At 71.0% G+C, this 26,463-nt stretch carries 26 protein-coding genes and 1 tRNA gene; 14 read left to right on the forward strand and 13 right to left on the reverse strand.

All coding sequences use genetic code 11. The annotated features are described in order from the left end of the window. Positions 1–138: 138 nt before the first annotated feature. The 6 genes from V4F39_RS11035 to ettA all read right to left on the reverse strand — a co-directional run bounded on the left by V4F39_RS11035 (position 139) and on the right by ettA (position 9,050). Positions 139–783 carry a hypothetical protein gene (locus V4F39_RS11035; RefSeq protein WP_332289428.1) on the reverse strand — a complete coding sequence of 215 codons (645 nt, stop codon included), beginning with the start codon at positions 781–783 and terminating at the stop codon, positions 139–141. Then, positions 780–4,337 carry a hypothetical protein gene (locus tag V4F39_RS11040; RefSeq protein ID WP_332289429.1) on the reverse strand — a complete coding sequence of 1,186 codons (3,558 nt, stop codon included), beginning with the start codon at positions 4,335–4,337 and terminating at the stop codon, positions 780–782. The genes V4F39_RS11035 and V4F39_RS11040 overlap by 4 nt, the downstream gene beginning before the upstream one ends. Further along, positions 4,334–5,038, reverse strand: a complete 705-nt coding sequence (locus V4F39_RS11045) for a TauD/TfdA dioxygenase family protein (protein WP_332289528.1) — start codon at positions 5,036–5,038, stop codon at positions 4,334–4,336. Before V4F39_RS11045 ends, V4F39_RS11040 begins: the two co-directional genes overlap by 4 nt. A gap of 1 nt (position 5,039) precedes the next feature. After that, complete coding sequence (locus tag V4F39_RS11050; protein WP_332289430.1) at positions 5,040–5,237, reverse strand: hypothetical protein; 198 nt, start codon at positions 5,235–5,237, stop codon at positions 5,040–5,042. 86 nt (positions 5,238–5,323) lie between these two features. Continuing rightward, the gene (locus V4F39_RS11055) at positions 5,324–7,273 is read right to left on the reverse strand and encodes a C1 family peptidase (protein WP_332289431.1); all 1,950 of its coding nucleotides are present in this window, start codon (positions 7,271–7,273) and stop codon (positions 5,324–5,326) included. A gap of 112 nt (positions 7,274–7,385) precedes the next feature. Beyond that, entirely contained in the window at positions 7,386–9,050 is a 1,665-nt protein-coding gene (ettA, locus tag V4F39_RS11060) for an energy-dependent translational throttle protein EttA (RefSeq protein ID WP_332289432.1), read from the reverse strand. 181 nt (positions 9,051–9,231) lie between these two features. On the opposite strand from ettA, the gene V4F39_RS11065 reads away from it, so the two are divergent. From V4F39_RS11065 to V4F39_RS11085, 5 genes are all read left to right on the forward strand, one after another. Continuing rightward, the gene (locus tag V4F39_RS11065) at positions 9,232–9,687 is read left to right on the forward strand and encodes an Rrf2 family transcriptional regulator (RefSeq protein ID WP_332289433.1); all 456 of its coding nucleotides are present in this window, start codon (positions 9,232–9,234) and stop codon (positions 9,685–9,687) included. Beyond that, on the forward strand, positions 9,677–10,576 hold the full coding sequence (locus V4F39_RS11070) for an NAD(P)/FAD-dependent oxidoreductase (RefSeq protein WP_332289434.1): 900 nt from the start codon (positions 9,677–9,679) through the stop codon (positions 10,574–10,576). Before V4F39_RS11065 ends, V4F39_RS11070 begins: the two co-directional genes overlap by 11 nt. Positions 10,577–10,733: 157 nt before the next feature. Then, positions 10,734–12,191 carry a DEAD/DEAH box helicase gene (locus tag V4F39_RS11075; protein WP_332289436.1) on the forward strand — a complete coding sequence of 486 codons (1,458 nt, stop codon included), beginning with the start codon at positions 10,734–10,736 and terminating at the stop codon, positions 12,189–12,191. A gap of 81 nt (positions 12,192–12,272) precedes the next feature. Then, positions 12,273–13,106, forward strand: a complete 834-nt coding sequence (locus V4F39_RS11080; RefSeq protein WP_332289437.1) for a trypsin-like serine protease — start codon at positions 12,273–12,275, stop codon at positions 13,104–13,106. 88 nt (positions 13,107–13,194) lie between these two features. Continuing rightward, a complete protein-coding gene (locus V4F39_RS11085) occupies positions 13,195–13,668 on the forward strand; it encodes a hypothetical protein (protein ID WP_332289438.1) in 474 nt (157 codons plus the stop codon). 31 nt (positions 13,669–13,699) lie between these two features. Here V4F39_RS11085 and V4F39_RS11090 read toward each other — a convergent pair whose 3' ends face one another. Further along, positions 13,700–14,551, reverse strand: coding sequence for a 2OG-Fe(II) oxygenase (locus V4F39_RS11090; protein WP_332289439.1), 852 nt, complete (start codon positions 14,549–14,551; stop codon positions 13,700–13,702). After that, positions 14,548–15,333, reverse strand: coding sequence for a peroxide stress protein YaaA (yaaA, locus tag V4F39_RS11095; protein WP_332289440.1), 786 nt, complete (start codon positions 15,331–15,333; stop codon positions 14,548–14,550). The genes V4F39_RS11090 and yaaA overlap by 4 nt, the downstream gene beginning before the upstream one ends. Before the next feature lie 95 nt (positions 15,334–15,428). Between yaaA and V4F39_RS11100 the strand changes: the two genes are divergently transcribed. From V4F39_RS11100 to V4F39_RS11110, 3 genes are all read left to right on the forward strand, one after another. Next, positions 15,429–16,448 (forward strand): bifunctional helix-turn-helix transcriptional regulator/GNAT family N-acetyltransferase, encoded by a 1,020-nt coding sequence (locus tag V4F39_RS11100; RefSeq protein WP_332289441.1) that lies wholly within the window; start codon positions 15,429–15,431, stop codon positions 16,446–16,448. Beyond that, positions 16,445–16,837, forward strand: coding sequence for a YchJ family protein (locus V4F39_RS11105; protein WP_332289442.1), 393 nt, complete (start codon positions 16,445–16,447; stop codon positions 16,835–16,837). Before V4F39_RS11100 ends, V4F39_RS11105 begins: the two co-directional genes overlap by 4 nt. Positions 16,838–16,874: 37 nt before the next feature. Beyond that, positions 16,875–16,950, forward strand: a tRNA-Ala gene (locus V4F39_RS11110). Positions 16,951–17,136: 186 nt separating this feature from the next. On the opposite strand, the gene V4F39_RS11115 is transcribed toward V4F39_RS11110, so the two are convergent. Then, on the reverse strand, positions 17,137–17,364 hold the full coding sequence (locus V4F39_RS11115; RefSeq protein WP_332289444.1) for a hypothetical protein: 228 nt from the start codon (positions 17,362–17,364) through the stop codon (positions 17,137–17,139). 235 nt (positions 17,365–17,599) lie between these two features. Between V4F39_RS11115 and V4F39_RS11120 the strand changes: the two genes are divergently transcribed. The 3 genes from V4F39_RS11120 (at position 17,600) to V4F39_RS11130 (ending at position 19,719) form a co-directional block, all read left to right on the forward strand. Beyond that, positions 17,600–17,896, forward strand: a complete 297-nt coding sequence (locus V4F39_RS11120; protein WP_332289445.1) for an antitoxin of toxin-antitoxin stability system — start codon at positions 17,600–17,602, stop codon at positions 17,894–17,896. Next, entirely contained in the window at positions 17,893–18,177 is a 285-nt protein-coding gene (locus V4F39_RS11125; RefSeq protein ID WP_332289446.1) for a type II toxin-antitoxin system RelE/ParE family toxin, read from the forward strand. Before V4F39_RS11120 ends, V4F39_RS11125 begins: the two co-directional genes overlap by 4 nt. 324 nt (positions 18,178–18,501) lie before the next feature. Continuing rightward, complete coding sequence (locus V4F39_RS11130) at positions 18,502–19,719, forward strand: sensor histidine kinase (protein ID WP_332289447.1); 1,218 nt, start codon at positions 18,502–18,504, stop codon at positions 19,717–19,719. Positions 19,720–19,825: 106 nt separating this feature from the next. Here V4F39_RS11130 and V4F39_RS11135 read toward each other — a convergent pair whose 3' ends face one another. Then, entirely contained in the window at positions 19,826–21,454 is a 1,629-nt protein-coding gene (locus V4F39_RS11135) for a 2Fe-2S iron-sulfur cluster-binding protein (protein WP_332289448.1), read from the reverse strand. 28 nt (positions 21,455–21,482) lie between these two features. Beyond that, a complete protein-coding gene (locus V4F39_RS11140) occupies positions 21,483–22,034 on the reverse strand; it encodes a carboxymuconolactone decarboxylase family protein (RefSeq protein WP_332289449.1) in 552 nt (183 codons plus the stop codon). 102 nt (positions 22,035–22,136) lie between these two features. Between V4F39_RS11140 and V4F39_RS11145 the strand changes: the two genes are divergently transcribed. After that, positions 22,137–23,033 carry a LysR family transcriptional regulator gene (locus V4F39_RS11145; protein WP_332289450.1) on the forward strand — a complete coding sequence of 299 codons (897 nt, stop codon included), beginning with the start codon at positions 22,137–22,139 and terminating at the stop codon, positions 23,031–23,033. Positions 23,034–23,105: 72 nt separating this feature from the next. Here V4F39_RS11145 and V4F39_RS11150 read toward each other — a convergent pair whose 3' ends face one another. Then, positions 23,106–23,852, reverse strand: coding sequence for an SDR family oxidoreductase (locus V4F39_RS11150; protein ID WP_332289452.1), 747 nt, complete (start codon positions 23,850–23,852; stop codon positions 23,106–23,108). Continuing rightward, complete coding sequence (locus V4F39_RS11155) at positions 23,842–25,086, reverse strand: MFS transporter (protein ID WP_332289453.1); 1,245 nt, start codon at positions 25,084–25,086, stop codon at positions 23,842–23,844. The genes V4F39_RS11150 and V4F39_RS11155 overlap by 11 nt, the downstream gene beginning before the upstream one ends. A gap of 79 nt (positions 25,087–25,165) precedes the next feature. Between V4F39_RS11155 and V4F39_RS11160 the strand changes: the two genes are divergently transcribed. Continuing rightward, a complete protein-coding gene (locus V4F39_RS11160; protein ID WP_332289454.1) occupies positions 25,166–26,071 on the forward strand; it encodes a LysR family transcriptional regulator in 906 nt (301 codons plus the stop codon). A gap of 98 nt (positions 26,072–26,169) precedes the next feature. Further along, positions 26,170–26,454 (forward strand): Rdx family protein, encoded by a 285-nt coding sequence (locus V4F39_RS11165; protein ID WP_332289456.1) that lies wholly within the window; start codon positions 26,170–26,172, stop codon positions 26,452–26,454. Positions 26,455–26,463: the final 9 nt, after the last annotated feature.

Raw genomic sequence — 26,463 nt, forward strand, 5'->3', positions numbered from 1 at the left:
CCTGCACAGCCCTCGACCGATGGACCCGGATGTCCTCCCGTAGCTCGCCATCGCCGCTGAAGCTCTCACCCCGAGCAAAGGGGCTCGGGGAAGCCGTGCGTCGAGCCGCAGGCTGGGCGGCTTCTGCCGCGCAGACTCCTAGCCCGGCACCGCAAACGCCGCCACCGCGCATCGCAGGTGCCCGCCGGCGTCCGGATCGACGCGCTGGGTGCGGTGCCACACGCCGCGGCGGATCAGCACCAGGCGGTTGGGCCGCGCCGCGACGAAGCGGCCGGCGCCGCGCAGGGCCTCCCGGGCCTGCTGTCGGCCGTCGGCCAGCGGGCCGTCGAGCGGCCCCGCCCGCTGGCCGTCCGGCGGCGGCATCTCGGGAAAGAGCAGCTCGCCGCCCCAGTCGGGCTGCCAGGCCGGGTGGGCATAGAAGACGGCGCTGCCGGCAAACCGCGAGTCGCCATGCGCGCCCAGCCGGCTGCCACGCGGCTGCAGGTACACCCGGGCCAGCACGTCCGCCCACGGCACATCGAACAGCGCGGATGCGCGCATGCAGGCCTCGATCCGTGCGACCAGGCCGTCGAGGCCGTCGTGCAGCGGACGGTCGGCCGCCCGCGTGCTCGCCGAGACCGCGGGCATCGGGTCGCCCAGGCCCCAGAGCTTGTTCCACTCGCCGCCCGTGTCGTAGCGCAGCTGCTGCACGCTGCGCCAGACGGCGGCGAATTCGTCGGGCGGCAGCAGGTTGTCGATGACCTCGAAGCCCGGATTCAGCGCGTCGGAGCAGGTTGGCGTCATGCGTCGGTGCCTGGCGGGAGGCCGTAGAAGGATGCGATCCGCGGGAGCGGAGCCAGCCCTGCCGGCGCCAGCACCGGGGCCGACAAGCCCAGCTGCACACGGATGCGCGCGAAGTGGCCTGGATGGGGCGACGCCGCCTGCGCCTGGCGGTAGGCCGAGAGCGCGGCCTCGGCCGTGGCGCGCCCCCGCGCCGCCAGGCCGAGCAGCGCCCAGCCCTGCGCCACCCAAGCCTCCCAGTTCTGCGCGCAGGCGGCGACGAGCGCGTCGGTGGTCTTCACGGCCTGCTGCAGTTGCTCGATGCCCTCGGCCTCGTGGCCCTGGCGCAGCAGCAGCATGCCGAGCAGCACCCGCGGGTTGGCATCGTTGAGCGGGCGGCTGAAGCGGCAGGCGGTCTCCGCGGCCTCGCGGGCCTCGGCCATGCCGTCCGGCGTGCCGGCCAGCGCCTGCGCGATCAGGTAGTGGCACCAGCTGCCGGTGATGGCGTCGGTGTCCTTCTGGGCGGCGAGCGCGGAGCGGCTCAGCGAGGCGGCCCGCTCGGGGCGCCCGTCCAGCAGCTCCAGTTCGGCCGCCAGGCCGTAGACGATGGCCAGCTCGTAGCGCGCCTCGCAGCGCACGGCCTGCAGGATGGCCTCGTGGTAGAGGTTGCGCGCCTCGTCGAAGGCGGGCAGGTAGGTCAGGTAGGTGGCGAGGTAGCCGCTCGCCATGGCCTGCAGCGCGGGCAGCGCCACCGGCGCCGCAGGCGGCATGCACAGCGCGACGGCGCGGCGGCCGTCGTCGATGGCGGCCTGGGCCTGGCCGGCCATGCTCTGCGCGAAGGCCAGGTCCATGCAGGCCTGGGCCGCCACGCGGGCCAGCGCCGGATCGGCCGGCACGCCCGCCTGCGTGAGCTCGGCCACCAGCCGGCGGTACGCATCGATCGCCTCATGGACCGCGCCGGTTTCCAGGGTGCAGGCGGCATGGGTCTGGCGCAGGCCCGCCAGCGTCGCATTGGTGGCGCCCGGCGCGGCGGGCCAGCGGTCCAGGGCCTGCCTGCACACCGCGAGGCCTTGCGCGAAGGCGCCGGCCTTCCAGTGGCACAGCGCGAGCTGCGCGAGCCGGTCGGCTTCTCCGGGCTGGCCCTGCTCGGCAGCGCTGGCGTCCAGCAGCAGCTGCGTGGCGGCCGACAGCAGCCCCAGCTCGTAGAGCCGCCGGGCCGCCTCGCAACGCGCCGGCGCGGCGCGCTCCGCCTGCCCGGCCCGCGAGCGCAGCGCGATCTCGCGCAGCGTGGGCTGTGCGTCGGCATGCGATGTCCACCGCGCCGCCGGCAGCGCGCGCGTCGCCCAGTGGTCGGCCGCGCGGCGCTGCAGCGCGGGCAGCGCGGGCGAGCCGGCCAGGCGCGCCAGGTAGTAGGCGCGCTCCGAGTCGTGGATGGCGTGCTCGGCGCCCTCGCGGCGCAGCAGCTGCCGCCGCATGAGCTCGCCGGCCAACGGGCCCGCGTCGCCGTCGGCGGGATCGAGCAGCGCCGCTGCGGCGGCCAGCGGCGCCTGCCCGCCCTGGATCGCGAGCGCCTGCAGCAGCCGCTGCTGGGCCGGGGGCAGGCGCTCGAAGTAGCGGCCGATCAGGTGCTGGCGCAGTTCGTCGACCTCCGGCTGCACGGCCTGCTCGTCCTGCAGGCGCTGCAGCAGCGTCGGCGGATCGAGCGACCGGTCGAGGTCGAGCAGCATGGCCAGGTGCTTCAGCGCGTTCGGGTTGCCGCCGACGCAGCGGCTGAGCGCCTCCAGCAGCGCGTCGGGCGCGGCCGCCAGGCCGAGCGTGCCGCCGGGATCGTGCCGGCGCAGCAACGCGACGCCGTCGGCCGCGCTGCGCAGGCCGCCGCCGAGGTCGACGATGCGCACGCTGTCCGACACGGCCTGGGAGAGCGGCCGGTACAGCGCATCGACCTTCACCCGCGGCGCGACCTGGCTGGTGACGATCACCCGCAGGGCCGGCGCGCGGCGGTGCAGGCCGAACAGGAGCAGCTCGCCGAGCTCCTCGTCGAGCGGCCGCGCGGTGGTGGCGTCGAGCGCGGCCTCCAGGCTGTCGAGCACCAGCAGCGCCTGCACGCCCTCGCCGGCCAGCGCCTCGTCGACGCAGGCCAGCTTCTCGGCGACGGTGGAGAACTGCGCATTGCCCGCGACGGGCGCATGGCCCAGCGCGGCCAGCAGGCGGTCGCAGGCGGCGATGGCGGCGGCCACCAGCTGCCGGTCGCCGTCGACCGCGCGCAGGAACAGCACCGCGGGCGGCCAGCGGCCGGCCGGCAACCGGTCGGCCTGGCGCTGCAATGCATGGACGAGCAGCAGCGTCTTGCCGCTGCCGCCGCGCCCGAGCACGGCCAGCAGGCCCGCCGCCTGCGGGCCGGTCTCGCCGGCGAAGCCCGCGACCGCGTCCAGCTCGGCGTCCCGTCCGATGGGCGCGGCGCCCGCCGCCGGCACGGTGCCCAGCGGCACGCGGTGCCAGGGCGGCGCGGCCGGCCGGGACGTGCCGGGCGGCATGGCCGGCGGCACGGCATCGAGCCGCTGCCGGACCTCGCGCACATCCTCGCGCAACGCATGCAGCGCCTGGCCGTAGTCCTCCAGCAGCTGCTGCACATGCGCGAGGCCGCGGTGGACCGAATGCACCAGGCCTGCGATGGTGGCGGACTGACGCGACAGCGCCTCCAGCTCGGTGCGCACGGCCCGCAGGTCGGAGCCCAGGCTGTCGCCGACGCGGCCGACGGCCTCCGCCAGGCGAGCGCCCAGGTCGGTGCCCTGCGCCCGCAGGTCGTCGCGCAGGCGCTGCTCGAGCGCTTCCGTGGCGGCGGCCTCGTCAACGGCGTGCGGCGCCACCCGCAGCGCGGCGCGCGAGACCATGCGCAACAGCATCGATTCCTTGGCCTGGTCGTGCCGCCCGTCGAGCAGCACCGCGGCGAAGCTGTGCGCGAGCAGCGCATACCAGGGCGGCAGCCCGGGGCCCTCGCCTTGCCGGAAGGCCTGGGCGAAACGCGCCGGCGCCGGCTGGTCAACGACGTGCGCCATCTCGGCCAGCGCACGGTTCTCCAGGCGCTGGCGCAAGGCCTGCACCGCGGGCGCCATGCCCTGCCAGCCCGCTTCATCGGTCGAGACCAGGGCGGCCGCGATGTCGGACAGGCCGATGTCGCCCGCGTAGGCGGCCTGGGCATCGCGCTCCACGGCGCGGTAGCTGGCGGCCAGGCGCTCGACGCCCTGCGCCGACGCCAGTGCGGCGTAGGCATCGGCAGCGCCCCCGGCACCGGTGTGCCGGGCGTACCGCTGGACGAACTGCACGAGCGCCGACAGCTCGGCCAGCCGGTACGCCTGCTCGATGTGGTGGTTCAGCTCGCGGTTGGCGGGGTCGCCGCGGCCGGGGCCGCCGAATGCGCCGCGGAGGCGATCGGACACCTCGTCGCCCACGACCGTCATCACGAGCTGGCCGGCGAGCTTGGCGGCATCGGCCGCCATGCCGGTGGCGACGGTGGACCCGGCGAGGAAGCCGAGCAGCCACTTGCCGGCCTCGATCACGGCCGGAGCCAGTTCGATCATGCGGCCCGTCCCCACTGCTGCAGGCCGCGGCCGATCAGCACGCGCTGCAGCAACCGGCGGCCGGCGAAGGCCGCACGGGCATGCAACATGCGTCGGTTGTCGATCACCAGCAGGTCGCCGGCCTGCCAGGCATGGCGATGCACGGGTGCATCGGCGAGCGCGGCGCGCACGGCCTCGGCGATGTCCCCCGCATCGCGGCCATCGGCGGTTTCGAGGCGGCAGCCTGGCGCAATGGCGGGATCGCAGAAGCGCAGCACCTCGGCCTGCGGGCCGCCCGGCGCCAGCAGCCGGTGCACCGCCCTGAAATCGCCGGTGCACACGGCCAGCGGCGTGGCCCGCAGGTGCGCCGCCAGCGCGGTCGGCAGGCAGCGCGCCGCCACGGCGCCGTCGAGGAGCAGCGTGTCGCCGCCCGCGTCGCCCGCGGCCTCGCACCACAGCAGCAGCGCCCGCGGCGGATGGCGCAGGTAGAGGCCCTCGGTGTGCCAGGGCACGGCGCCGCGGGTGAAGGTCATTGCGCCGGACGAGGCTGCGTGCGCGCCGGCATGGACGGCGCCGGTGCCGCTGGCGGCCAGCGCCGGATCGCCCCACGCCGCGGCCAGGCCCTGCGCGCAACGGGCCAAAGCCTGCACCGCCTGGCCCTGCAGCAGCAGCCAACCCTGCCCGTCGAGCCGGGCGAGCTCTTCAGCGCTCCAGCGGTGCAGATCAGAACCCCGGTTCGGCGATCAGCGCCGGCACCTCGGCGGACGCGGCCTCGCCCGGGTTCTCGCACAGCCAGCGCCGGTCGGCGTCGTCGAGCGCGTACTCGGCCATCACGGCCTCGGCGTCGGCAGCAAAGTCGGCCCGCAGCCCCGGATCGGCGCGCAGGGTCCGCAAGAAGGCTTGGGCACGGGGGGACGGCATGGCGCACTCCGATGGTGATGCTCGCGCCAATCTACCCGAGCCCTCCCGGAGCCGCAATCGGCATCGGCGGGCCGCCGCGGCCTGCGCTACTGACCGGCGATGAACCGCAGCACCTGCTCGGCCGTCGCGGGATCGTTGTCGAAGGCGCCATGCGTGGTCGCCTGGCTCGCCGGCCCCGGGGCGAAGTGCAGCGTGGTGTGGGGCCAAGCCTTGCCCGGCCCGCGCACGTCGCGCTCCATGCCGAGGATGGGCGTGGGCGCGCCGCCTTCGAAGGATTCGCGCACCAGGTACAGGAGCGAGCGGCGGTAAGGGCCGCAGGTCGGGTCGTCCTCCTCGGCGCGGTCGGTCAGCGAGAACTGCTGGTAGCGCTTGACCTTGCCCTTGGCCAGCAGCGGCACGAAGCGCTGCTCGAACACGTCGAGCCGCACCGCGGGCGCCAGGAAGCTCACGGACTCGAAGGGCATGCCCGCCGCGACGAGCCGCTCGACGAGGTAGGTGCCCGCGATCGCGCCCGCCGAGTGGCCGACGTAGTGCATGCGGACGTTCTTGTTCTTCACCGCCTTGGAGAAGTGCTGGTAGAGCAGCACCGCGCCGGCCTGCCGCTCGTCGGCCACGCCCTCGCGGTAGCGGCTCATGCAGTCGGCGTTCTCCTTCATCTCGCCCCACACCGCGGTGCCCGGGCGGGCCAGCACGCGCTCCAGCCGCTGGTTCCACCAGCGTTCGAGCCCGCCGGACACCCGGTCGGTGCCGCTCACCGCATCGCCGATCATGCTCGCCAGCGTGCTGAGGAAGCCGGTCTCCCACATCAGGAAGACCGGGAAGATGCGGCGGTCGTACAGCATCGGGATCCACTGCGACGCGATCACCGCCGCGGCCTGCTCGCTGACGAGGCCGCCGTGTGCGTACAGGCACACGTCGATCGTGCCTTGCTGCAGGCCCCAGGCCTCGCGGGCACGTTCGAGCTGAAGGTCGACGATGGCGCGCACGTCGTCCGGCGTGGTTCGGAAATCGCCGCTCGAGGACAGCGCGCCGTTGTTGCCCATGTTGATGATGAAGGGCGACAGCTCGCGGTTGCGCAGCACGTCGCTCTGCGCGAGGGCGACCTTGCCGCGCTGGTCCAGCCGCAGCGTGGCGGTCCGGGCCAGCTCGCGGTGGTCCTGCGTGACGACGCCGAGTTGCACCACCCAGCAGTCCATCGCGTTCTTCAGCCAGTCGTCGTAGGTGAGGATCGCGTAGCCGTGCGAGCCCCACTCCGGGCCCCAGGAGTTCTGGATCAGGAAGCCACGCTCGTTGTAGCCGACGATCGCGAAGGCATGGCCGGCGTGCGCGGCCCATCCCGGCTCGACCGGGATGGTCCAGACCTCGTCGAACGAGCTCGGGCGCTCGGCCACCGCCGGCTGCTGCATGCCCAGGTCCCAGCCGGCGTGGCAGCCGCAGCTCACGTACAGGATGCCGGCCTCGTTGAGCGCGGCGTGCATGTCGGTGATCTGCGTGGTCTTGATGCGGTAGTAGGCGCCGAGGGGCCGGCGCACGGCGTCGAACCACCAGTCGCTCTCGATGTCCTCGGCCGCCGGCGGCATGTCGATGCCGGGAAACAGCTCGAACGCGCAAGCGCCGTGCTTGAACCAGCCCTTGAGCGAGCCGCGCAGGCTGGAACCCTCGTCGGCGACCGAGCCGGGAAACTCGTCGTAGCGCCGGGCCATCGAATACAGCATGTACGGCGAGATCGACGGCTCCAGCTCCCGCTTGGACGCCCGCAGCGCATGCTCGACCACGAGCGACAGCGCGAAGCCGGTGCAGGCGTTGGTGTCTTCCTGGTTCTTGACCGGCAGCGCGAACTTCGGGAACAGCGTCGGCGATGGGCACATCGCGATGTTCGGCAGGAACTGCCGGTCGCGGAAGTCGATCGCGTCGGGGCGCGCGCACAGCTTCCAGACGGGTGGCTTGCGGGGGGCGCGCGGCCGTTTCGCGGCCGGCCCGCCCGACCGCTTGCTGGCGGGCTTCGCGGCGCCGGACGCCTTCTTTCGCGTGGCCATGTACTGCTCCTGGGACGACAAGAGCCGTGCATGTTCGGTGAGTGCCCCGCGGCAGGCAATCCCTAGCGAAGCGGCGCCGGGGGCGGCACGGGGGCCGCCCCCGAGGCAGCCTTTACTTCAGTGCCTTGTAGCGCAGGCGGTGCGGGCGGGCGCCCTCTTCGCCCAGGCGCTTCTTCTTGTCGGCCTCGTACTCCTGGTAGTTGCCGTCGAAGAAGACCCACTTCGAATCGCCTTCGGCCGCCAGGATGTGCGTGGCGATGCGGTCGAGGAACCAGCGGTCGTGGCTGATCACCATCACCGAGCCGGCGAACTCCAGCAGCGCGTCTTCCAGCGCACGCAGGGTTTCCACGTCGAGGTCGTTCGACGGTTCGTCGAGCATCAGCACGTTGCCGCCCTGGGCCAGCGTCTTGGCCAGGTGCAGGCGGCCGCGCTCACCGCCCGACAGGTTCTTGACCAGCTTCTGCTGGTCGTTGCCCTTGAAGTTGAAGCGGCCGATGTAGGCGCGCGAGGGCATCACGAACTTGCCGACGACGATGTTGTCGAGCCCGCCCGAGACGTCTTCCCACACCGTCTTCTCGCCTTCCAGCGATTCGCGGCTCTGGTCGACGAAGGCCATCTTCACGGTCTTGCCGATCGAGACGCTGCCCGAATCGGGCTGCTCCTTACCGGCGATCAGGCGGAAGAGCGTGGACTTGCCGGCACCGTTCGGGCCAATGATGCCGACGATGGCGCCCGCGGGCACCTTGAAGCTCAGATCGTCGATCAGCACGCGGTCGCCGAAGCTCTTGGTGACGTTGTTGAACTCGATCACCTCGTGACCCAGACGCTCGGAGACCGGGATGAAGATCTCGTTCGTCTCGTTGCGCTTCTGGTATTCGACGTCGCTCAGCTCCTCGAAGCGGGCCAGGCGCGCCTTGCTCTTGGCCTGGCGGCCCTTGGCGTTCTTGCGCACCCACTCCAGCTCGATCTTCATCGCCTTGGTGCGGGCGTCCTCGGTGCGCTGTTCGAGCTCCAGGCGCTTCTCCTTCTGCTCCAGCCAGGTGGAGTAGTTGCCCTGGTACGGGATGCCGCGGCCGCGGTCCAGTTCCAGGATCCACTCGGCGGCGTTGTCGAGGAAGTAGCGATCGTGGGTGATGGCCACCACGGTGCCGGGGAAGCGCTGCAGGAACTGCTCCAGCCAGTCGACCGATTCGGCGTCCAGGTGGTTGGTGGGTTCGTCGAGCAGCAGCATGTCGGGCTTGGAGAGCAGCAGCCGGCACAGCGCGACGCGGCGCTTCTCGCCGCCGGAGAGGTTGCCGATGGTGGCTTCCCACGGCGGCAGGCGCAGCGCGTCGGCGGCGATCTCCATCACCAGCTCGGTGTTCTCGCTGCCGGCGGCCGCGATGATCGCTTCCAGGTCGGCCTGCTCGGCGGCGAGCTTGTCGAAGTCGGCATCGGGCTCGGCGTACTCGGCGTACACCTCGTCGAGCCGCTTCTTGGCGGCCAGCACGCCGCCGATGCCCTCTTCCACCGCCTGGCGCACCGTCTGGTCGGCGTCGAGCTGCGGCTCCTGCGGCAGGTAGCCGATCTTCAGGTCGGGCATCGCGACGGCTTCGCCCTCGATGTCCTTGTCGATGCCGGCCATGATCTTCAGCAGCGTCGACTTGCCCGAGCCGTTGAGGCCGAGTACGCCGATCTTGGCGCCGGGGAAGAAGGACAGCGAGACGTCCTTCAGGATCTGCCGCTTCGGCGGCACGATCTTGCCGACGCGGTTCATGGTGAAAACATACTGCGCCATTACAGGGTCCTCGGCGAGCGGAACGAGACGAGGCCGGCGAAGCCGGGCAGTTGTTTCGACATAACGTACTGGGCCATGGTGTGTGGTGTGCAGTCTGGGTGCGCCCCTGAAGGCGCCGAATCGCCGATTATCCCCGCACAGGCCCAAGGCCTTTCGCGTCTCACGTAATCTCTTGGATTACATGAAACGCGACAGCAAGCTCTCCTCCGTCCTGCACGTGCTGCTGCACATGGCGCACAGCGACCGCCCGCTCGCCTCCGAAGAACTGGCAGGCTTCCTGCAGAGCCATGCCGTCGTCGTGCGCCGCACGCTGGCGGGTTTGCGCGAGCTTGGCTACGTCCGCTCCGGCAAGGGCCACGGCGGGGGCTGGACGCTGGCCTGCGACCTGCAGGCGGTCACGCTGCGTGACATCTACGAAGCCGTCGGCTCGCCCGCGCTGTTCGCGATCGGGCACCGCGCCGAGCACCCCCAATGCCTGGTCGAGCAGGCGGTCAACGAGGCGCTGGACGATGCGATGCAGCAGGCCGAGCGCCTGCTCGTCGACCGGCTGGGCCAGGTGACGCTGGCCGACCTGTCCGCCGACTTCAACCGCCGCGCCGCGGCCCATCCCCGCAAGAGGAACATCCATGCCATCTGAACACGCCCCCCGCTTCGATGCCATCGTCGTCGGCGGCAGCTATGCCGGGATGTCGGCCGCGCTGCAGCTCGCACGCGCGCGCCGGCGGCTGCTGGTCATCGACGCCGGCCAGCGCCGCAACCGCTTCGCCGCCGCCTCGCACGGCTTCCTGGGCCAGGATGGCCGGGCGCCGGGCGAGATCGCCGCCGATGCGCGCCGGCAGTTGCTGCAGTACCCCAACGTCGAATGGATCGACGGGCTGGCGCTCGAGGCGCGGGCCCGGGGCGACGGCTTCGCCGTGACGACCGAGGCCGCGCGCTTCGACGCGGCCCGCCTGCTGCTGGCCACCGGCGTCGTCGATGAACTGCCGCCGGTGGAGGGCCTGGCCGAGCGCTGGGGCCGCAGCGTCTTCCACTGCCCGTACTGCCACGGCTACGAGCTCGACAACGGCCGCATCGGCGTGCTGGCGACAGGCCCGCTGGCGCTGCACCAGGCGATGATGCTGCCGCACTGGGGGCAGGTCACGCTGTTCACCGACGGCCGGCTCGAGCCCGACGCGGCGCAGGCCGCCGCGCTGCAGGCACGCGGGGTGCGGATCGAGCCGGCGCGTGTCCTGCGCATCGCCGACACCGCCACCGTGGTGCTCGCCGACGGCCGCCATGCCGTGCTCGACGGCCTGTTCACGGCCACCCGCCTGCGGATGGCCAGCCCGCTGGCAGCACAGCTTGGCTGCGCGTTCGACGAGGGGCCGATGGGCCCCTTCGTGCGCACCGGCCCCACCCGGGAGACCACGGTGCCCGGCGTCTTCGCCTGCGGCGACGCCGCGCGGGCCGCAGGCAACGTCGCCCTGGCGGTGGGCGATGGCGCGTTGGCCGGCGCTGGCGTGCACCAGTCGATCCTCTTTCGCTGAACGAGGCCGCAAGCCCTACAATCCGCGTTGCGGCCGCACCTCCAGTCACGTGGCCGCAGTCGCTTCCGACGTCAACCACACCCTCCCCGCCTTCGACTGGTGTCCTCCGTTCGCGAGCGGCAGCAGGCAGGTACCCCCGCAACGTGCGGGCTCCCCGATGACCTTTGACCAACTCGGCCTGGCCGAGCCGATCCTGCGTGCCGTGCTCGAGCATGGCTATACAACCCCGACGCCCATCCAGGCGCAGGCAATCCCCGTCGTGCTGTCCGGCGGCGACCTGCTGGGCGGTGCCCAGACCGGCACCGGCAAGACCGCCGGCTTCACGCTGCCGCTGCTGCACCGCCTGATGCAGAAGCCGGCGGTGCGCGACGCCCGCGGCCGCGTGCCGGTGCGTGGCCTCATCCTCACGCCCACTCGCGAACTCGCCGCCCAGGTCGAGGAGAGCGTGCGCACCTACGGCAAGTACAGCAAGCTCACCAGCATGGTGATGTTCGGCGGCGTGGGCATGCAGCCGCAGATCGACAAGCTGCGCCGCGGCGTCGACATCCTGGTGGCCACGCCCGGCCGCCTGCTCGACCACCACCAGCAGCGCACGCTCGACCTGAGCCAGGTCGAGATCTTCGTGCTCGACGAAGCCGACCGCATGCTCGACATGGGCTTCATCCACGACATCAAGAAGGTGCTGGCGGTGCTGCCGCAGCAGAAGCAGAGCCTGCTCTTCTCGGCCACCTTCAGCGACGACATCAAGGCCCTGGCCGAACGCCTGCTGAACAAGCCGGCGCTGGTGGAAGTGGCACGCCGCAACACCACCGCCGAGACCATCGCGCAGAAGGTGCACCCGGTCGGCCGCGACCGCAAGAAGGAACTGCTGACGCACCTGATCAAGAGCGAGGACTGGCACCAGGTGCTCGTCTTCACGCGCATGAAGCACGGCGCCAACCGGCTGACCGAGTACCTGAACGACCAGGGCATCAGCGCGATGGCGATCCACGGCAACAAGAGCCAGGGTGCACGCACCAAGGCGCTGGCCGACTTCAAGAGCAACGACCTGCAGGTGCTGGTGGCCACCGACATCGCCGCGCGCGGCATCGACATCGACCAGCTCCCCCACGTCGTCAACTACGAGCTGCCCAACGTACCCGAGGACTACGTGCACCGCATCGGCCGCACCGGCCGCGCGGGCGCGCAGGGCGAGGCGATCTCGCTGGTCTGCCCTGACGAGGAGATCTTCCTCGGCGAGATCGAGAAGCTCATCAAGCGCAGCATTCCGCGTGAGACGGTGCCCGGCTTCGAAGTGCCCGCGGGCGAGAAGGCCGAGCCCATCGTGCTGGGCCGCATGACGATCGGCGTCGGCGCGAGCCGCGGCGGGCGCGGCGGCCGGCCGGGTGGTGGCGGCGGTGGCCGGCCGGGCGGCGGCAGGCCGCCCGAGTCGCGCGGCCAGGAACCGCGCCGTGCCGGCGGCGGCGCTGCGCCTCGGCATGGCTCGGGCCATGGCCGTGGCGGCCCCGGCCGCGCGGGCGGCGGCCGCCGCCCCGGCGCCCAGCCGGCGCGGCGCGACGACCGCCGCAGCTCGGGCAACGGCAACGGCCCGCGCCTGACCCAGCCCAAGCGCTGACCGCGGCAGGCGCCGCGCCGCGGCGCGGCGGCGGCATCGGCTACATTCGGCCCTCCGAATTTGACCGAACGTGCACAAATGATGCCCCTCCGCTGCCGCGCGCCGCTGCGCCTTGCACTCTCCATGGCACTGGCCGGCGCGGCCGGCCAGGCCGCCGCGATCGTCGGCGGCACCAGCACCACGGCGTTCGGCCAGGTCGATTCCGGCGTTCAGATCACCGGCAACTGGGTGCTGACGGCCACGCACGTCGCCTATGGCGTCGGCAGCCTCTACGGCAACGGCTACGGCAGCGCGAGCGTGGCCGCGGTCTACCACTTCGGCGAGGCGGGCTTCCCGGCCGACGACCTGACGCTGCTGCGCCTGGCGACCGCGATCGACGCGCCCGCGCTGGCGCTCGAAGGCACGGTGCTCGCGCCCGACACGCTGAGCGCGCCGATCGCCGTGACCATCGCGACCGGCAGCAACCAGTGGCCGCGCGGCTACGGCGCGACCTGGCTGCAGGACGTCTGGCCTGCCTTCGACGCCGATGGCAGCGGCCCCCAGCCGGCCGCCACCACCAACTGGCTGATCACCGCGACCGCGACGCTCGGCGAACCCTACGTGCAGCCCGGCGACAGCGGCGGCGGCCTGTTCCTCGGCCATGTGAGCGACAGCAGTTCGACGCTGCTGGGCATCACCTCGGCCGCCGTCACGTTCGACAACGGCCTGCACGCCTCGGCCTTCGTGCAGTTGGCCAGCTACCGTGCCTGGATCGACGCCACCATGGCCGCCGACCCGGCCGACCATCAGCAGGCCCTCTGGGTCAGCAGCGTGCCCGAGCCGGCGTCCTGCGCCCTGCTGCTCGCAGGCATCGCCGTGCTGCCGGCCCTGCGCAAGCGTGCCGGGCACCCCACGCCGGCACGCCCGGCCTGCTGACCGCCGCTTGCATCCTGTCGCGCATCGTCACAGTCGTCGCGGCCTGTTCTGGTTAAGGTCGGGCGCCTTGAAAGCAAGGCGTCCGACGATGCGAGAACCCCCCCTCACCGCCTGGCGCGGCATGGATCTGCTGGTGCTGCGTGGCACGGAAGAGATCGACCGCGTGCCGGCTGGCGAGATCGACCGTGTGATCCTCGCGTACCACCGCGCCGGCGAAACGCCGGGCGACTTGGCCTACGCGCTGATCGACACCCCCACCCACACGCTGCTGCTGCCGCCTGCCACGGGCATCGCGGGGCGGGTGCACTTCGAGCGGCAGGCGTTCTGGGCCCAGCGGCCCTGCGTGTATTGGGTGCCCGCCACCCGTGCGCCGCTGCCGCGCGCCCTGCGCGGCGGCTGGTGGCTGCTGTCGCGGCGCGCCCCGAGCTACCAGCGCGTGCCGCGCACCGAGGTGCAGGCCGAGATCGACCGCTGGCCGCTCGAAGGCCCGCAGAGCTGGGAGCAGCGCAAGTGGGAGCGCATCGTGCGCAGCCGGCTGCTGCAGCCCTGGACGCGGCCCTGACGGACGGCGGGCGCCCGTCGACGTCCTCTCATCAGCGGAACACGCCCTGGCGCAGCCACTTGGTGGCGACCCACTTCTCGCCTTCCACCACCGGCGCGCCGCCGTGCAGCGTGCGAGTGACGGGGTGCGGCCGGTCGTAGCTGAAGAACACCGCGTGGCCCTTCTGCGGCGCCACCTCCAGCGCGACGTCGGGGAACGTGGTGCCCCCGCCCGCGGCCGGCGTGTTGAGGTAGGTGACGATGGTGGCCACCCGCTGGCCGCCACGCTTCAGGATGGTGGCGGAACCCGGCTGCTCGGGGTCGAAGTAGTCGTGGTGCGGCCGGTATTCGGCGCCCGGCCCGTAGTGCAGGATCTGCAGCCCCTCGCCATGGTCGACCGGCCACTGCAGCAGCCGCTCGATGCGCGCCTCCAGGCGGCGGCAGACCTCGTGCTCGCCGCGCTCGAAGAACATGCCGCGGCTGGTGCGCGCGGCGTTCACCTCGTTGCCGCCGGTCGCGACGTCCACCGTCTCCGAGCGCGCCATGCGCGGCGCGGCCAGCTGCATGAGCTCGTCGCATTCCTCGTCGGAGAGCAGGCCCGCGAGCACCACGACGCGCGGGTTGCGCATCGCCATGACGATGCGCACCTCGCGGTCGCCCGCGTCGAGCACGTTGGACGCACCGTCCGTCGCGATGTCGGGCACTGCGACCGGCACCGGCGGGCCGCCGGCCGCATGCTGCTCGGCCAGGAAGCCGCTCAGCGCGTCTTCCATCGCCTGCATCGCGGCGTCTTCCTCCCAGCCGCTGCTGCGCATCGAGGCCAGCAGGCTCTCCGGCGTGTGGCCGGCCTGGGCCTGCGCGACGATCCAGCCGCGCAGTTCGGGCGTGATGTGTTGTCGGGTCATTCGCTCACCTTGCGGCGGAACACGAGGCGGTCGGGCTCGGAGGCCGCGCCGTCGAAACGATAGCCATCGAGGTCGAAACCTTCCAGCCCCTTGGGCGTCACGATGCGCCGCACGGCCGCATACCGCACCATCAGGCCCCGCGCACGCTTGGCGAAGAAGCTGATGATCTTGTAGCGGCCGTTCTTCCAGTCCTCGAACACGCACTCGATCACCCGCGGCGCCAGCGCCGGCCGGTCGGCCGCACGGAAGTACTCCTGCGAGGCCAGGTTGACGATCACCGGGCTTTCGTTGGCCGCGGCCAGCGTGTTGAGGTGCTCGGCCACCGTGTCGCCCCAGTAGGCGTAGAGGTCGCGGCCGCGGGGGTTGGCCAGCCGCGTGCCCATTTCCAGGCGGTAAGGCTGCAGCCAGTCCATCGGCCGCAGCACGCCGTAGAGCCCCGACAGGATGGCGACGTGGCACTGCAGCCAGGCGAGGTCGGCATCGGACAGCGTGCGCGCCGCGAGGCCGTCGTACACGTCGCCGTTGAAGGCCAGCACCGCGGGCTTGCCGTTGTGGGGGCCCGACGTCTTCGACCACGCCCGGTAGCGCCCGACGTTCAGTGCAGACAGTTCCGGCGACAGGTCCATCAGCTGGCCCACCTGCTGCGCCGACATCGGCTTCAGCAGCTTGACGAGTTCGGCCGCGCGCACGGCGAAGGCCGGCTGCGTGGCGGCCGCCAGCAGCGACGGCGCGACGGGTGTTTCATAGTCCAGCGACTTGGCTGGCGAGATCACGAACAGCATCGCGCGATTATCGCGGGCCGCCCGGCGCGAGGGCGCACCGCCGGGCGCGCCGCAAATCATTGCCAAAAGCAATGATCTCGTGGCAGCATCGAGCCATGCATGCCACCGATCCTGCGGCCGCCTCGCCGCCCGAAGCCACGCCCGATGCCACGCCCGATGCCCCCTCCGTGCTGCCCGGCCAGGTCACGGCGCTGCGCCGTTTCAGCCGCTTCTACACACGGCACCTGGGCGTGCTCAAGGAGCACCTGCTCGACTCGCGCTTCACGCTGCCCGAATCGCGGGTGCTGTGGGAGCTGGCCCACCACGACGGCCTCAGTGCGGCGGCGCTGGCGCGCGAGCTCGACCTGGACCCCGGCTACCTCAGCCGCCTGCTCGCCGGCCTGAAGGCCCGGGGCCTGCTGCGCGGACAGGCTGCGCCGCACGATGCACGGCAGACGCTGCTGCGCCTGTCCGCTGCGGGCCGCAAGGCCTTCGCGCCACTGGATCGCCGCTCCGAGCAGCAAACTGTGGCACTGCTCGCCCGCCTGGCGCCGGTGCAGCGGCAACGGCTGGTCGACGCCACCCACACGGTCGCCGCGCTGCTCGGCGCACCCGACGAACCGGCCCCTGGCGCGTGCGTGCTGCGCCCGCACCGCTGCGGCGACATGGGCTGGGTCATCTCACGGCACGGCGCGCTCTACCACGAGGAATACGGCTGGGGCACGGCCTTCGAGGCGCTCGTCGCCCGGCTCTGTGTCCGGTTCATCGAGCGCTTCGATCCCGCGCGCGAAGCCTGCTGGATCGCCGAACGCGACGGCCGGCCGCTGGGCTGCGTGTTCCTGGTGCAGGCCCGGGACGATGCCGACGACCAGGCCCTGCCCGGCATTGCGCAACTGCGCATGCTGATCGTCGAGCCGGACGCAAGAGGCCTGGGCGTGGGCGACCTGCTGGTCGGCGAGTGCACGCGGTTCGCCCGCGCGGCCGGCTACCGCAGCATCCGGCTGTGGACCAACAGCGTGCTCCATGCCGCGCGCAGGCTGTACACGCGCCATGGCTACCGGCTCAGCGCCACCGCGCCCCATGCGGAGTTCGGCGTCGAGCTCGTCGGCGAGGTGTGGGAGCTCGACCTCTCATGAACCCCCGCCCCGATTCCCCCTGCCCATGCGCCAGCGGGCTGCCGCTCGCCCGGTGCTGCGGCCGCTGGCACGCCGGGCCGGAACACCTGCAGGCCCCGACCGCGCAGGCGCTGATGCGGTCGCGCTACAGCGCCTTCGTGCTGGAAGACGCCGCCTACCTGCTGGCCACCTGGCATCCGGACACACGGCCGGCCGCGATCGACTTCGAGCCGGGGCTGCGCTGGCTCGGCCTGGAGGTGCGGCACCACGCCATGGCCGGCGAACACCGGGCCGTCGTCGAGTTCGTCGCCCGCAGCAAGCTGGGCGGCCGCGCCCACCGGCTGCACGAAACCAGCCGCTTCGTCCGCGAGGACGGACGGTGGTTCTACGTCGACGGCGAGGTCGACTGAACCGGCGCAATTCATGCATATAATCACGGGCTTGAATGGGGGCGTAGCTCAGCTGGGAGAGCGTCGCGTTCGCAATGCGAAGGTCAGGAGTTCGATCCTCCTCGTCTCCACCACTCGATTCAAAGGCTCTGCAAGCTAGCGTTTTCGGGCGCTGGCCAGCAAGCAGGCATCAACCGTGGGTCAGCCCATGGGTACAGGAGCAAGGCCCTCAGGAGCAATCCTCGGGGCCTTTTTTCTATCCCCCGCTCCCGATGCGGGAATCAAAGGCGCGCCGAGATGCCCCGAGTGATCGAGACAGGCTAGGCGCCAAGGGCGAGCGTCTCCCGAAGCATGGCATTGCAATCCATATCGAGGAAGTAGTTCAGCCGGTACTCGCTGTTGGCGAAGTCCTGAGCCCTCAAGCCGCACTTCTCCGCAGCGGCGAGTCGCTCTGCCTTGGTCAGACCGTAGGCCCCACCCTGCCAGAGCGTCACCGTCGCCCTGTTGGGGGTCCCGCTGCGGTCCTCCGTGCGGTATGCATCGGCCACCAGCCCAGACTCCGACTGGAGCATGAGCGAGTGGGGTTTGGATGGGCAAGCGAGCGGCTGCGCAGACTTTCTGAGCCTTGAACGCCTAGAGATCGCGCCGATACGGGGTCAGCGACAGTGCGGCTATGGGACGGCTGTGTGTCCGTTCAAGACCTGCGCGGTGCGATATGAAAGCCTACTTATGGGTATTTATGTTGTATATACTCCATCCATACTGTTCCTCTCGAAGCCGGTTATGTCCAAAGAAGCCGTGTTCACCATGAAGCTGGAGCCCGAGCTGCGCGATGCCTTCATGGCCGAGGCCGAGGCTAGCCACCGCCCGGCGTCGCAGGTCGTGCGGGAACTGATGCGCGAGTTCGTCGAGCGTCAACGGCAGGCACGCGAGTACGACGCGTTCCTGCGCGCCAAGGTCGATACGGCGCGCGCGCAGATCGCCTCCGGCCAGGTCGCCAGCAGCGCTGACGTCGAAGCGCGCTTCGCCGCCCGTCGCGCCGCGCTGCGGGCCAAGGCCGGCGGCGCTGCTGACGCATGAGGGTCCTGTGGACCCTCGCCGCCGAGCAGGACCGCACCGACATCGTCGACTTCATCGCCCAGGACAATCCGCGCGCTGCCATCCGGATGGATGAGCTCTTCGGGGCAGCGGTCGGCCGACTGGCCGAGCACCCCTTGATGGGGCGGCCTGGACAGATCCCGGGTACCCGCGAGTTGATCCCGCACGAGAGCTACCGTCTGGTCTACGAGGTGCAGGCCGATACCGTGTGGATCTTGGCCCTGGTGCACACCGCTCGCCTGTGGCCGCCCACCCGGCCGTGATGGGGGGCAGTCGGCGGCTCTCTACCCGCAGGCCCGCGGATGCCCGCGGCATTGCTCGTAAGCTCAACGGGCGGCTTTAGCACCAGGCAACCGCCCACCACCACCACTCGATTCGAAGTCTCTGCAAGCTACGTTTTCGGGCGCCAGCCGGTAAGCAGGCATCAACCGTGGTACAGCCCACGGGTACAGAAGCAAGGCCCTCAGGAGCAATCCTCGGGGCCTTTTCCTTGATGGAGACTGCTGACGTGGCTATCGAGGAAGGGCTGATCCACCGCACGAGTCCGTAGCTTGGGTGGCGGCTCTGCACCATGCAATCTCACTGGCATGCCCGACCAGCTCGATTGCCATGATGCGCAGGGTGGGCCCTCCATCCCTGGAGAGATTGACGCAGCCTCGGATAAGCTCGGTTATCCGTTTTTGGGTGCCACCATGAACTCAGACCTGGCGGACTTCATCCACGCTGAAATGCGGGCGATCCTGGCGGAGTGGGAAACCTACGCCAGTACGTTGCTTCCAGCGGGAGCACGGATGTCGTCAACCGCGCTGCGTGACCACGCCCAGGAGATCCTGGAAGCGATTCAGACGGATCTACGCACCCCCCAGACGCGCGAAGAAGAGATCAACAAATCGCATGGCTTGGCCGTGCGTGCCGACACGGTAGGGCGCACAGCCGCGGAAACCCATGCGCTGCTGCGGGTGGCTGACGGCTTCACGCTCGAGCAGCTGGTTGCGGAGTACCGCGCGCTGCGTGCGTCGGTCCTGCGCCTGTGGGCGGAAAGTCATCCCACGGGCCGCGACGTTGTCACGGAGGTCGGCCGTTTCAACGAGGCGATCGATCAGGCGCTGGCGGAGTCCGTGGTGTTTTTCAACCGGGAAACCGAGCGCTGGCGCTACGTCTTTCTCGGCGTCCTGGCCCACGAACTGCGCGGGCCCCTGGAGGCCGTGCTGCTGACCTCGGAGCTGGTGAAGAGGCTGGCCGCAGACACCCCCGCCAGCGAGGCCACGGAACGGTTGATACGGAACGGTCGGCGGATGTCGGCCTTGCTGGACGACTTGCTGGAGTTCAACCGCTCTGCCTTGGGGCTGGGCATCCCGGTGCACCGTCAGGCATGCGATCTCGCGGTTGCCGTGCAGGAGGAGGTAGACCTGCGTCGGGCGAGCTTGCCGGGTGTGGTCATCGACTTGAGCATCACCGCCCCCTGCCCCGGCGCCTGGGATGCTTCACGCATGAAGCAGGTGGTCGGCAACCTGGTGTCCAACGCTGCCCGGCACGGCACCGCGGGTGCATCGATCGGGGTGCTCCTGGAGACAAAAGACACCGAAGTTCGTTTGGCCGTGCAGAACACGGGCCCGGCGATTGCGCCTGAGATGCAGAAGGTCATCTTTCAGCCCCTGCGCCGCGGAGGCACGAGCGGCCCGAAGTCGGGCGGCATGGGGTTAGGCCTGTTCATCGCGCGCGAGATCGTGCGCGGCCACGGGGGCAGGATCGTGCTGGCCTCGAACGAAGGCAACACGGTATTCACCGCGGTGCTGCCTCGTTGAACACGATGCAGTGCGCAGGACAGACGGTCCTCGTCCGGGGCCAGACAAGACCTGCGAGGGGTCTCTAGATCCGCTCGCACCACCGCTGGCCGCCCGCTCCCGCCGCTCAGAGATCGAGCGTCAACTCGTCGCCGTCGGCCCGTGAAACGCAGACGCACATCAGCTGCTGGTCGATCTTCTGCGCGTGCGTGAGCACCTCGTCGCGATGCGCTGGCTTGCCGGCGACCACCCGCGTGGCGCAGGTGCCGCAGTTGCCGATCCGGCACGAGGCCGGCACCCGCACGCCCTGCGCTTCGGCGGCCTCGAGGATCGAGCGGTCCTTCGGTACGACGATGTCCTTGCCGCTGCGTGCCAGATGGACGACGAACCCGCGGTCCCCGGGCCTGGCCGTGTCGGCGCTGAACTTCTCGGCATGCACACGCGAGGAGGTCACGGCGGCCGACTTCGCCGCCAGCGACACGGCGTCGATCAGGCGTAACGGCCCGCAGACGTAGACATGCTCAGCCTCCCCCAGGCCGAGCATCAGTGCATCGACGTCGAGGCGGCCGCCCTCGTCCTTTGCATGCACCTTCACGCGGTCTCCGAAGGCTTCGGTCAGCTCACCCAGGAACGGCGCCAGCACCCGTGACCGCACGGCGTAGTGCAGTTCGAAGTCCTGGCCGCGCGCGGCAAGCGCATGCGCCATCGCCTTGATCGGCGTGATGCCGATGCCGCCGGCAATCAGCACCGCCCGGTGCGCCGTCTCGGCGAGCGAGAAAAGATTCCTCGGCATCGAGGCATGGAGCCGCAGCCCGAGGGTGAACCCCTCATGCACGGCGACGGAGCCGCCCTTGCCTTCGGCCTCGCGCTGCACAGCGATCTCGTACGCATCCATGCGATGCGGACTCGATGCGATCGAGTAGCTGCGTGTCGAGTCGGTGCCGTCGGCCAGGCGCACCGGCAGGTCGATGTGGGCGCCGGCGATCACCGCCGGTAGCGGCAAGCCGTCGGCGGACCTCAGCTCGAACGCGCGCACCGAGGGCGTGAGCTGGCGCACGCCGGCGATCGTCAGGGCGAGCGGTCCGTCGCCGAGGGCCTGCGGCGCGGCAGACGCGCTCGGCACCTGGGAAGCGGCGAGCGCCGCCTTGGCTTCGCTCAACTGCGTCTTCAGCTTCTGCACCTGGGCGCGCAGCGGCGCGGTGAGCGACGCAACCTCGGCTTCGGTGAAGCGCGGCGTGATGTGCTGCGGGCAGTTCCAGTCCCAGCCTTCGATGCGGATCAGGAAAGCGCGCTCGACCGTCGCCCCATAGGACGGATCGCTCACGGCGGCGATGGCGGCGTCGCCCTGTGCGCTGGCGCCGGCCTCGACCAGCTCCACACGCCCGAGCAGCTTCAGACGGCGCCGGTTCGGATAGTCGACGACGATCATCGAGACGCGATCGTCCTTGCGCAGGTTGCCGACGCTCAGGTACTGCACGTTGCCGCGGAAGTCCGCGAAGCCGATCGTCCGCGGGTCCAGCACCTTGAGGAAGCCCTTCGGCCCGCCGCGGTGCTGCACATAGGGCCAGCCGGCCTCGCTGACCGTGGCCTGGAAGAAGTGGTCCGCCTCGGTCAGGAATTGCGCCTCGCGCGGCGTCAGGGCATCGCCCCGCTCGCTCATCGCGTCGAGGAAGGCGTACTGCTCGCGGCTGCCCATCTCCGACTGGACCTCGCGGACCGTCGGCGTGAAGGTGATGTCCGAATAGGCGCGTCCCATGATGAGCTCCCGGTGACGAGGTGGACGATCAGGCCGCGGCCGGCAGTTCGAGCTTGACGCTCGGGAAGTCGATCTCGACCAGGCTGGCCTTGCCCAGGATGTTGGTCAGGAAGTTCATGCCAACGTGCGTGATGATCTCGACGATCTGCGCCTCGTCGACGCCTGCGGCGCGCACCTCGGCCAGCTCCAGCGCGGAGATGTCGCCGCGCTTGTCCATCAGGCTGCGCGCGAATTTCAGGATCGCGGCCGAGGTGTCGTCGTCGCTGGTGCCGGCGCGTGCCGCGGCGATCTCCTGGGCCGACAGGCCGGTCTTGCGGCCGATCGCCGTGTGCGCCGAGACGCAGTACTGGCAGCCGTTCTGCTGCGCCAGCGCCAGCGCGATGCGCTCGCGGTCCAGCGGGTCGAGGCTGCCGCCGTTGGCGACCCCGTGCAGGCCGAGGAAGGCCTGCAGCGCGGTGGTCGAATTGGCGAAGACCTTCAGGAAGTTGGGCACCATGCCGAGCTGGCCCTGGATCGCGTCCAGCAGTGCCTTCTGCTCGGGCGTGGCGGTGGACGATTCGACGACGTGGATGCGGCTCATGGGAGTTCTCCGGTGGGTTGAGGGTGAGCGAATGGTGGCCCTCGCGGTCCGCGGAGAGAATCGGCGCGGCTGGGAAATGACTCTTTCTGGAATAGAAAGGATATGGACAAGCTCGATGCCATGGCCATCTTCGTGGCCGTCGTTCAAGAAGGCGGGTTCTCCGCGGCGGCGCGGCGGCTCGGCGTGTCCGCGCCGGTCGTGACCCGCGCGGTGAGCGAACTCGAGGCCGCGATGAACGTGCGCCTGTTGCTGCGCACCACGCGCGTGGTCAAGGTGACCGAGGTGGGCGAGCGGTATGCCCAGGACTGCCGCCGCGTGCTCGGCGATCTGGAGGAAATCGAGCAGGCGGCCAGCGGCTCGCATGGCGCCGTGCGCGGCAAGCTCGTCGTCAGCGCCTCGGTGCTGTACGGCCGGCTCAAGCTCAACCAGGTGGTGCTCGCCTATCTGGCGCGTTATCCGCAGACCGAGGTCGAGTGCCGCCTGCTCGATCGCAATGTCAACCTGCTCAACGACGACGTCGACATCGCCATCCGCATCGGCGACCTGCCGGACGCTTCCTTCCACGCGACGCCGCTGGCCACCGTGCGGCGCATCGTGTGCGCGTCGCCTGCGTACCTCCAGCGCCACGGCACGCCAAAGCAGTTGAAGGACCTCGCGACGCACACGGTGATCGCGGCGCTCGGCCTGGAGCCGGGATCGGAGTGGAAGTTCCGCGAAGGCGCCGGCCCCGGCGCTCCGACCATCGCCGTGCCGGTCCATGCGCGGCTCGCCACCAACAACAACGACCACGCCATCGCCGCCGCTTGCGACGGCTTCGGCCTGACCCGTGTGCTGTCGTACATGGTCGAGGATCAGATCGCGTCCGGCGCCCTCGTCGAGGTGCTCGCAAAGTTCGCCCCGCCGCCCGTGCCGGTGCAGGCGCTGCAGCACCAGGGACCGCGGGCTTCGCGCAAGGTGCGCGCTTTCATCGACCTCGCGGTGGAGCGGTTGAGGGCGTGAGAGGGGCCGGCCCGTTCAGCGCGGGCTCGATCGCCACGAACGGGATCTGTGCGCCCCGCGGCGCTTCTCGCGTCAGGACCCGCCCGCCACCTTCAGCACGGATCCGGTGACATACGACGCCTTGTCCTCCAGCAGCCAGACGATCGCCTCGGCGATCTCCTGCGGACGGGCGACGCGCTGCATCGGGATGCGGCTCGCCACGCGCTGCGGACGGCCGGGTTCGCCGGCCGTCGCGTGGATGTCGGTCAACGTGGTCCCGGGCGACACCGCATTCACCCGGATGCCTGTGGCCGCGAGCTCCTTGGCCAGGCCGATGGTGAAGCTTTCCACCGCGCCCTTCGTGGCGGCGTAGTGCACGTACTCGCCCGGCGCGCCGAGCGTCGCCGCGATCGACGAGACGTTCACGATGCTGCCGTGTGTCCCTGCCGCCAGCCAGGCGGCCACGACGTATCGGCTCAGCAGCATCGTGCCGATGACGTTCACCGCGGTCACCCGCCGCATCGTCTCGAGCGACGTATCGACGAAGGCACCCAGCGGCCCGGTCAGCCCGGCGTTGTTCACGAGGCCGACCAAGGGCCCCATGTCCTGCGGCAGACTCGACATGAGCCGGTCGATGTGGTCCGGCTCGCCGACGTCGGCCTCGATGCAGTGCGCGCGGTGGCCGCGCTGCACCAGGTCGGCGACCAGCGCCCGGGCTGCGTCTTCACGGCTGACATAGGTGAACACCACGCCGAAGCCGGCCTCGGCGGCGAGCCGCACGGTGGCCGCGCCGATGCCGCGGCTGCCGCCCGTCACAAGCACCATTCCTCTACGTTGCATGTTGTCTCCTCGTGTGGTGATGAAAGCGCACGGCCAAGGCGATCGAGCATGCCAGCAGCAGCACGCACGATGCCAGCAGCATGCCCAGGGTGGCGCGGTGCCCGACGCGCCCGATCGCCTCGGCGAGCGCCACCGGCGCCAGCGCGGCGAGCAGCAAGGCCGGCCGCATGAGCGATCCCATGATCCGGCCGTATTGGCCGGGGTCGAAGAGCACCAGGGGCATGGCCCCCCGGGAGATGGTCGCGATCCCGTTGCCGGCCCCGTACAGCAGCGCGAACGCCGCCATGCCGGCGAGGCTGCCGCCCGCCGTGAGCGGCACGACGTAGCACAGCATCAGGAGCGCACCGGGAATGAGGTTCAGGATCGTCGCGTCGTGGCGGTGGCCCCGCAGCACGACCCAGGCCCTGCCGGTGAACTGCCCCACGCCCAGCAGCGAGGCGACCAGGCCGGCGGCGGCCGGACTCCAGCCGAGGCCGCGGACGAACTCGATGAAGTGCGCGGCGACCCCCGTCTGCATGAACACCACCAGCACCACGACGATGCCGTACAGCAGCACATCCATCCGCCCGGCCCCGGCACGCGCCGTCATGGCGGTGCGCGGCTCGATGGCGCATGGCTCGCGCGGCGGCGCCCTGGGCACACGGCGGTGCAGCAACGACGCGGATGCGAGGATCGCCGCGTACACCCACAGGGCGCCTCGCCAGCCCGCGGCCCCCGAGAGCCATTGCCCGAAAGGCCAGAACACGGTGGAGGCCAGCCCGCCGAAGAGCGTGACGGCGGCCATCGCGCGCCGGGCGGAAGGGCCGGCGATGCGCGCGAGCGTCGAGAACGCGGCGTCGTACAGCGACATGGCCATCGCCAGGCCGAGCAGCACCCATCCGCCCAGGTAGGTCGCTTCGTTCACGCAGGACGCGAGCAGGCCGCAGCCGCCGGCGCCCACCAGGCAGCCGGCCATCAGGATGCCGCGCCCTCCGTGCGCGTCGATCCAGCGGCCGACGGCCGGCGATGCCAGCGCCATCACCACCAGTGCAAGCGAGAAGCCGGCCTGGACGAACGACAGGCTCCAGCCCAAGTCGTCCGCCATGGGGGCGGCGAACACGGCGATGAGGTAGTGCATCGTGCCCCATCCCACCACCTGTGAGAGCCCGAGGCGCACGACGAGCTTCGTGTCCAGCGGTGCATCGCGGCCCGCCGCGGGCTGCCGTGCATGGGTGGTTCTGGCCGTTGAATCCATGATCGTTCCGCCGGCACTCTATGCGCGGCCCTAGCATCGAGGAACCGGATGAAACGCATGCAAATCATCAAGCTTCCTTATGCGGCATCTCAATCCCGACCACCTGCTCACACTGACGGCCGTCATCCAGAAGGCCAGCTTCTCCAAGGCTGCCGAGCACCTGGAGATGTCGCAGCCGGCCGTCAGCCACCACATCAAGGAACTCGAGCGGCGCCTGCAGCTGCGGCTCGTCGAGCGCGTCGGAAGGCGGGTGCGTGCGACCGAGGCAGGCGGCGAGCTGGCGCTCCATGCCCAGCGGATCAGCCTGGCACTGGCGGATGCCGAGGCGGCCCTCACCCGGTGGACCGATTCGGCGGCCGGCAAGGTGCGCATCGGCGCGGGCGCCACGGCCTGCATCCACCTTCTTCCGCCGATGCTCGGCCGGCTGAAGCGCGCGAACCCGCAGCTGGAGATCGCCGTGAGCACCGGCAACACGCCGGAGGTCGTCCGCCGGGTCGAGGAGAACACGCTGGACGCCGCACTGGTCACGCTGCCGATATCGAGCAGGAGCCTCGACGTCACCCCGGTGCTGGAGGACCCCTTCGTCGCGATCGCCCCGCGCGGGGCCGCGCAGGGGCGCAGGAGCGTGACCGCGGTGTCGCTGTCCAGGCATCCCCTGGTCCTCTTCGAGGAAGGCGCGAACACACGGGCGCTGATCAACCAGTGGTTCAGGGATGGCGGCCTGGCCGTCCGGCCCGTGATGGAGCTCGGCAGCGTGGAGGCGATCAAGGAGATGGTGGCCGCGCACCTGGGCTGGTCCCTGCTGCCGCAACTCGGCGTCGCCCAGGCGCGTTCACGCCGCGGGATCGAGGTGCTGCCCCTCTCGCCGAGGCTGAGCCGGACGCTGGCCTGGGTCATCCGCCGGGACAAGCCGCTGAGCCGGCCGTTGCAGCAGGTGCAGAAGGCGGTGCTCGCGCTTGGCGCCGCTGCCCGGGCCGCCACTTGAGGCAAAGGCATGCCTGCCGCTCATGGCCGCTGCGTCGCCCTCGCGCCCCGGCATGAAGCGGCCGATACTCGGTCCTCCGTGCCCGCTGACGAACCGCGATGACCCACCGCGTCGAGATCCACTACTGCACCCAGTGCCGCTGGCTGCTGCGCGCCGCCTGGATGGCGCAGGAGCTGCTCGGCACCTTCGACGAGATCGGCGAACTGGTGCTGCGGCCCGGCACGGGCGGCGTCTTCGAGGTGCATGCCGACGGCGAGCGGGTCTGGTCGCGCAAGGAGGAAGGCCGCTTCCCCGAGATCACCGAGCTGAAGCAGCGGGTGCGCGACCGGATCGCCCCGGAGCGCCACCTCGGCCACGCCGACCGCAAGGGCGAAGCCGGCTGAGCCGCGGGC

The organism is Aquincola agrisoli (genome assembly GCF_036621135.1).
Lineage (GTDB): Bacteria > Pseudomonadota > Gammaproteobacteria > Burkholderiales > Burkholderiaceae_C > Aquincola > Aquincola agrisoli.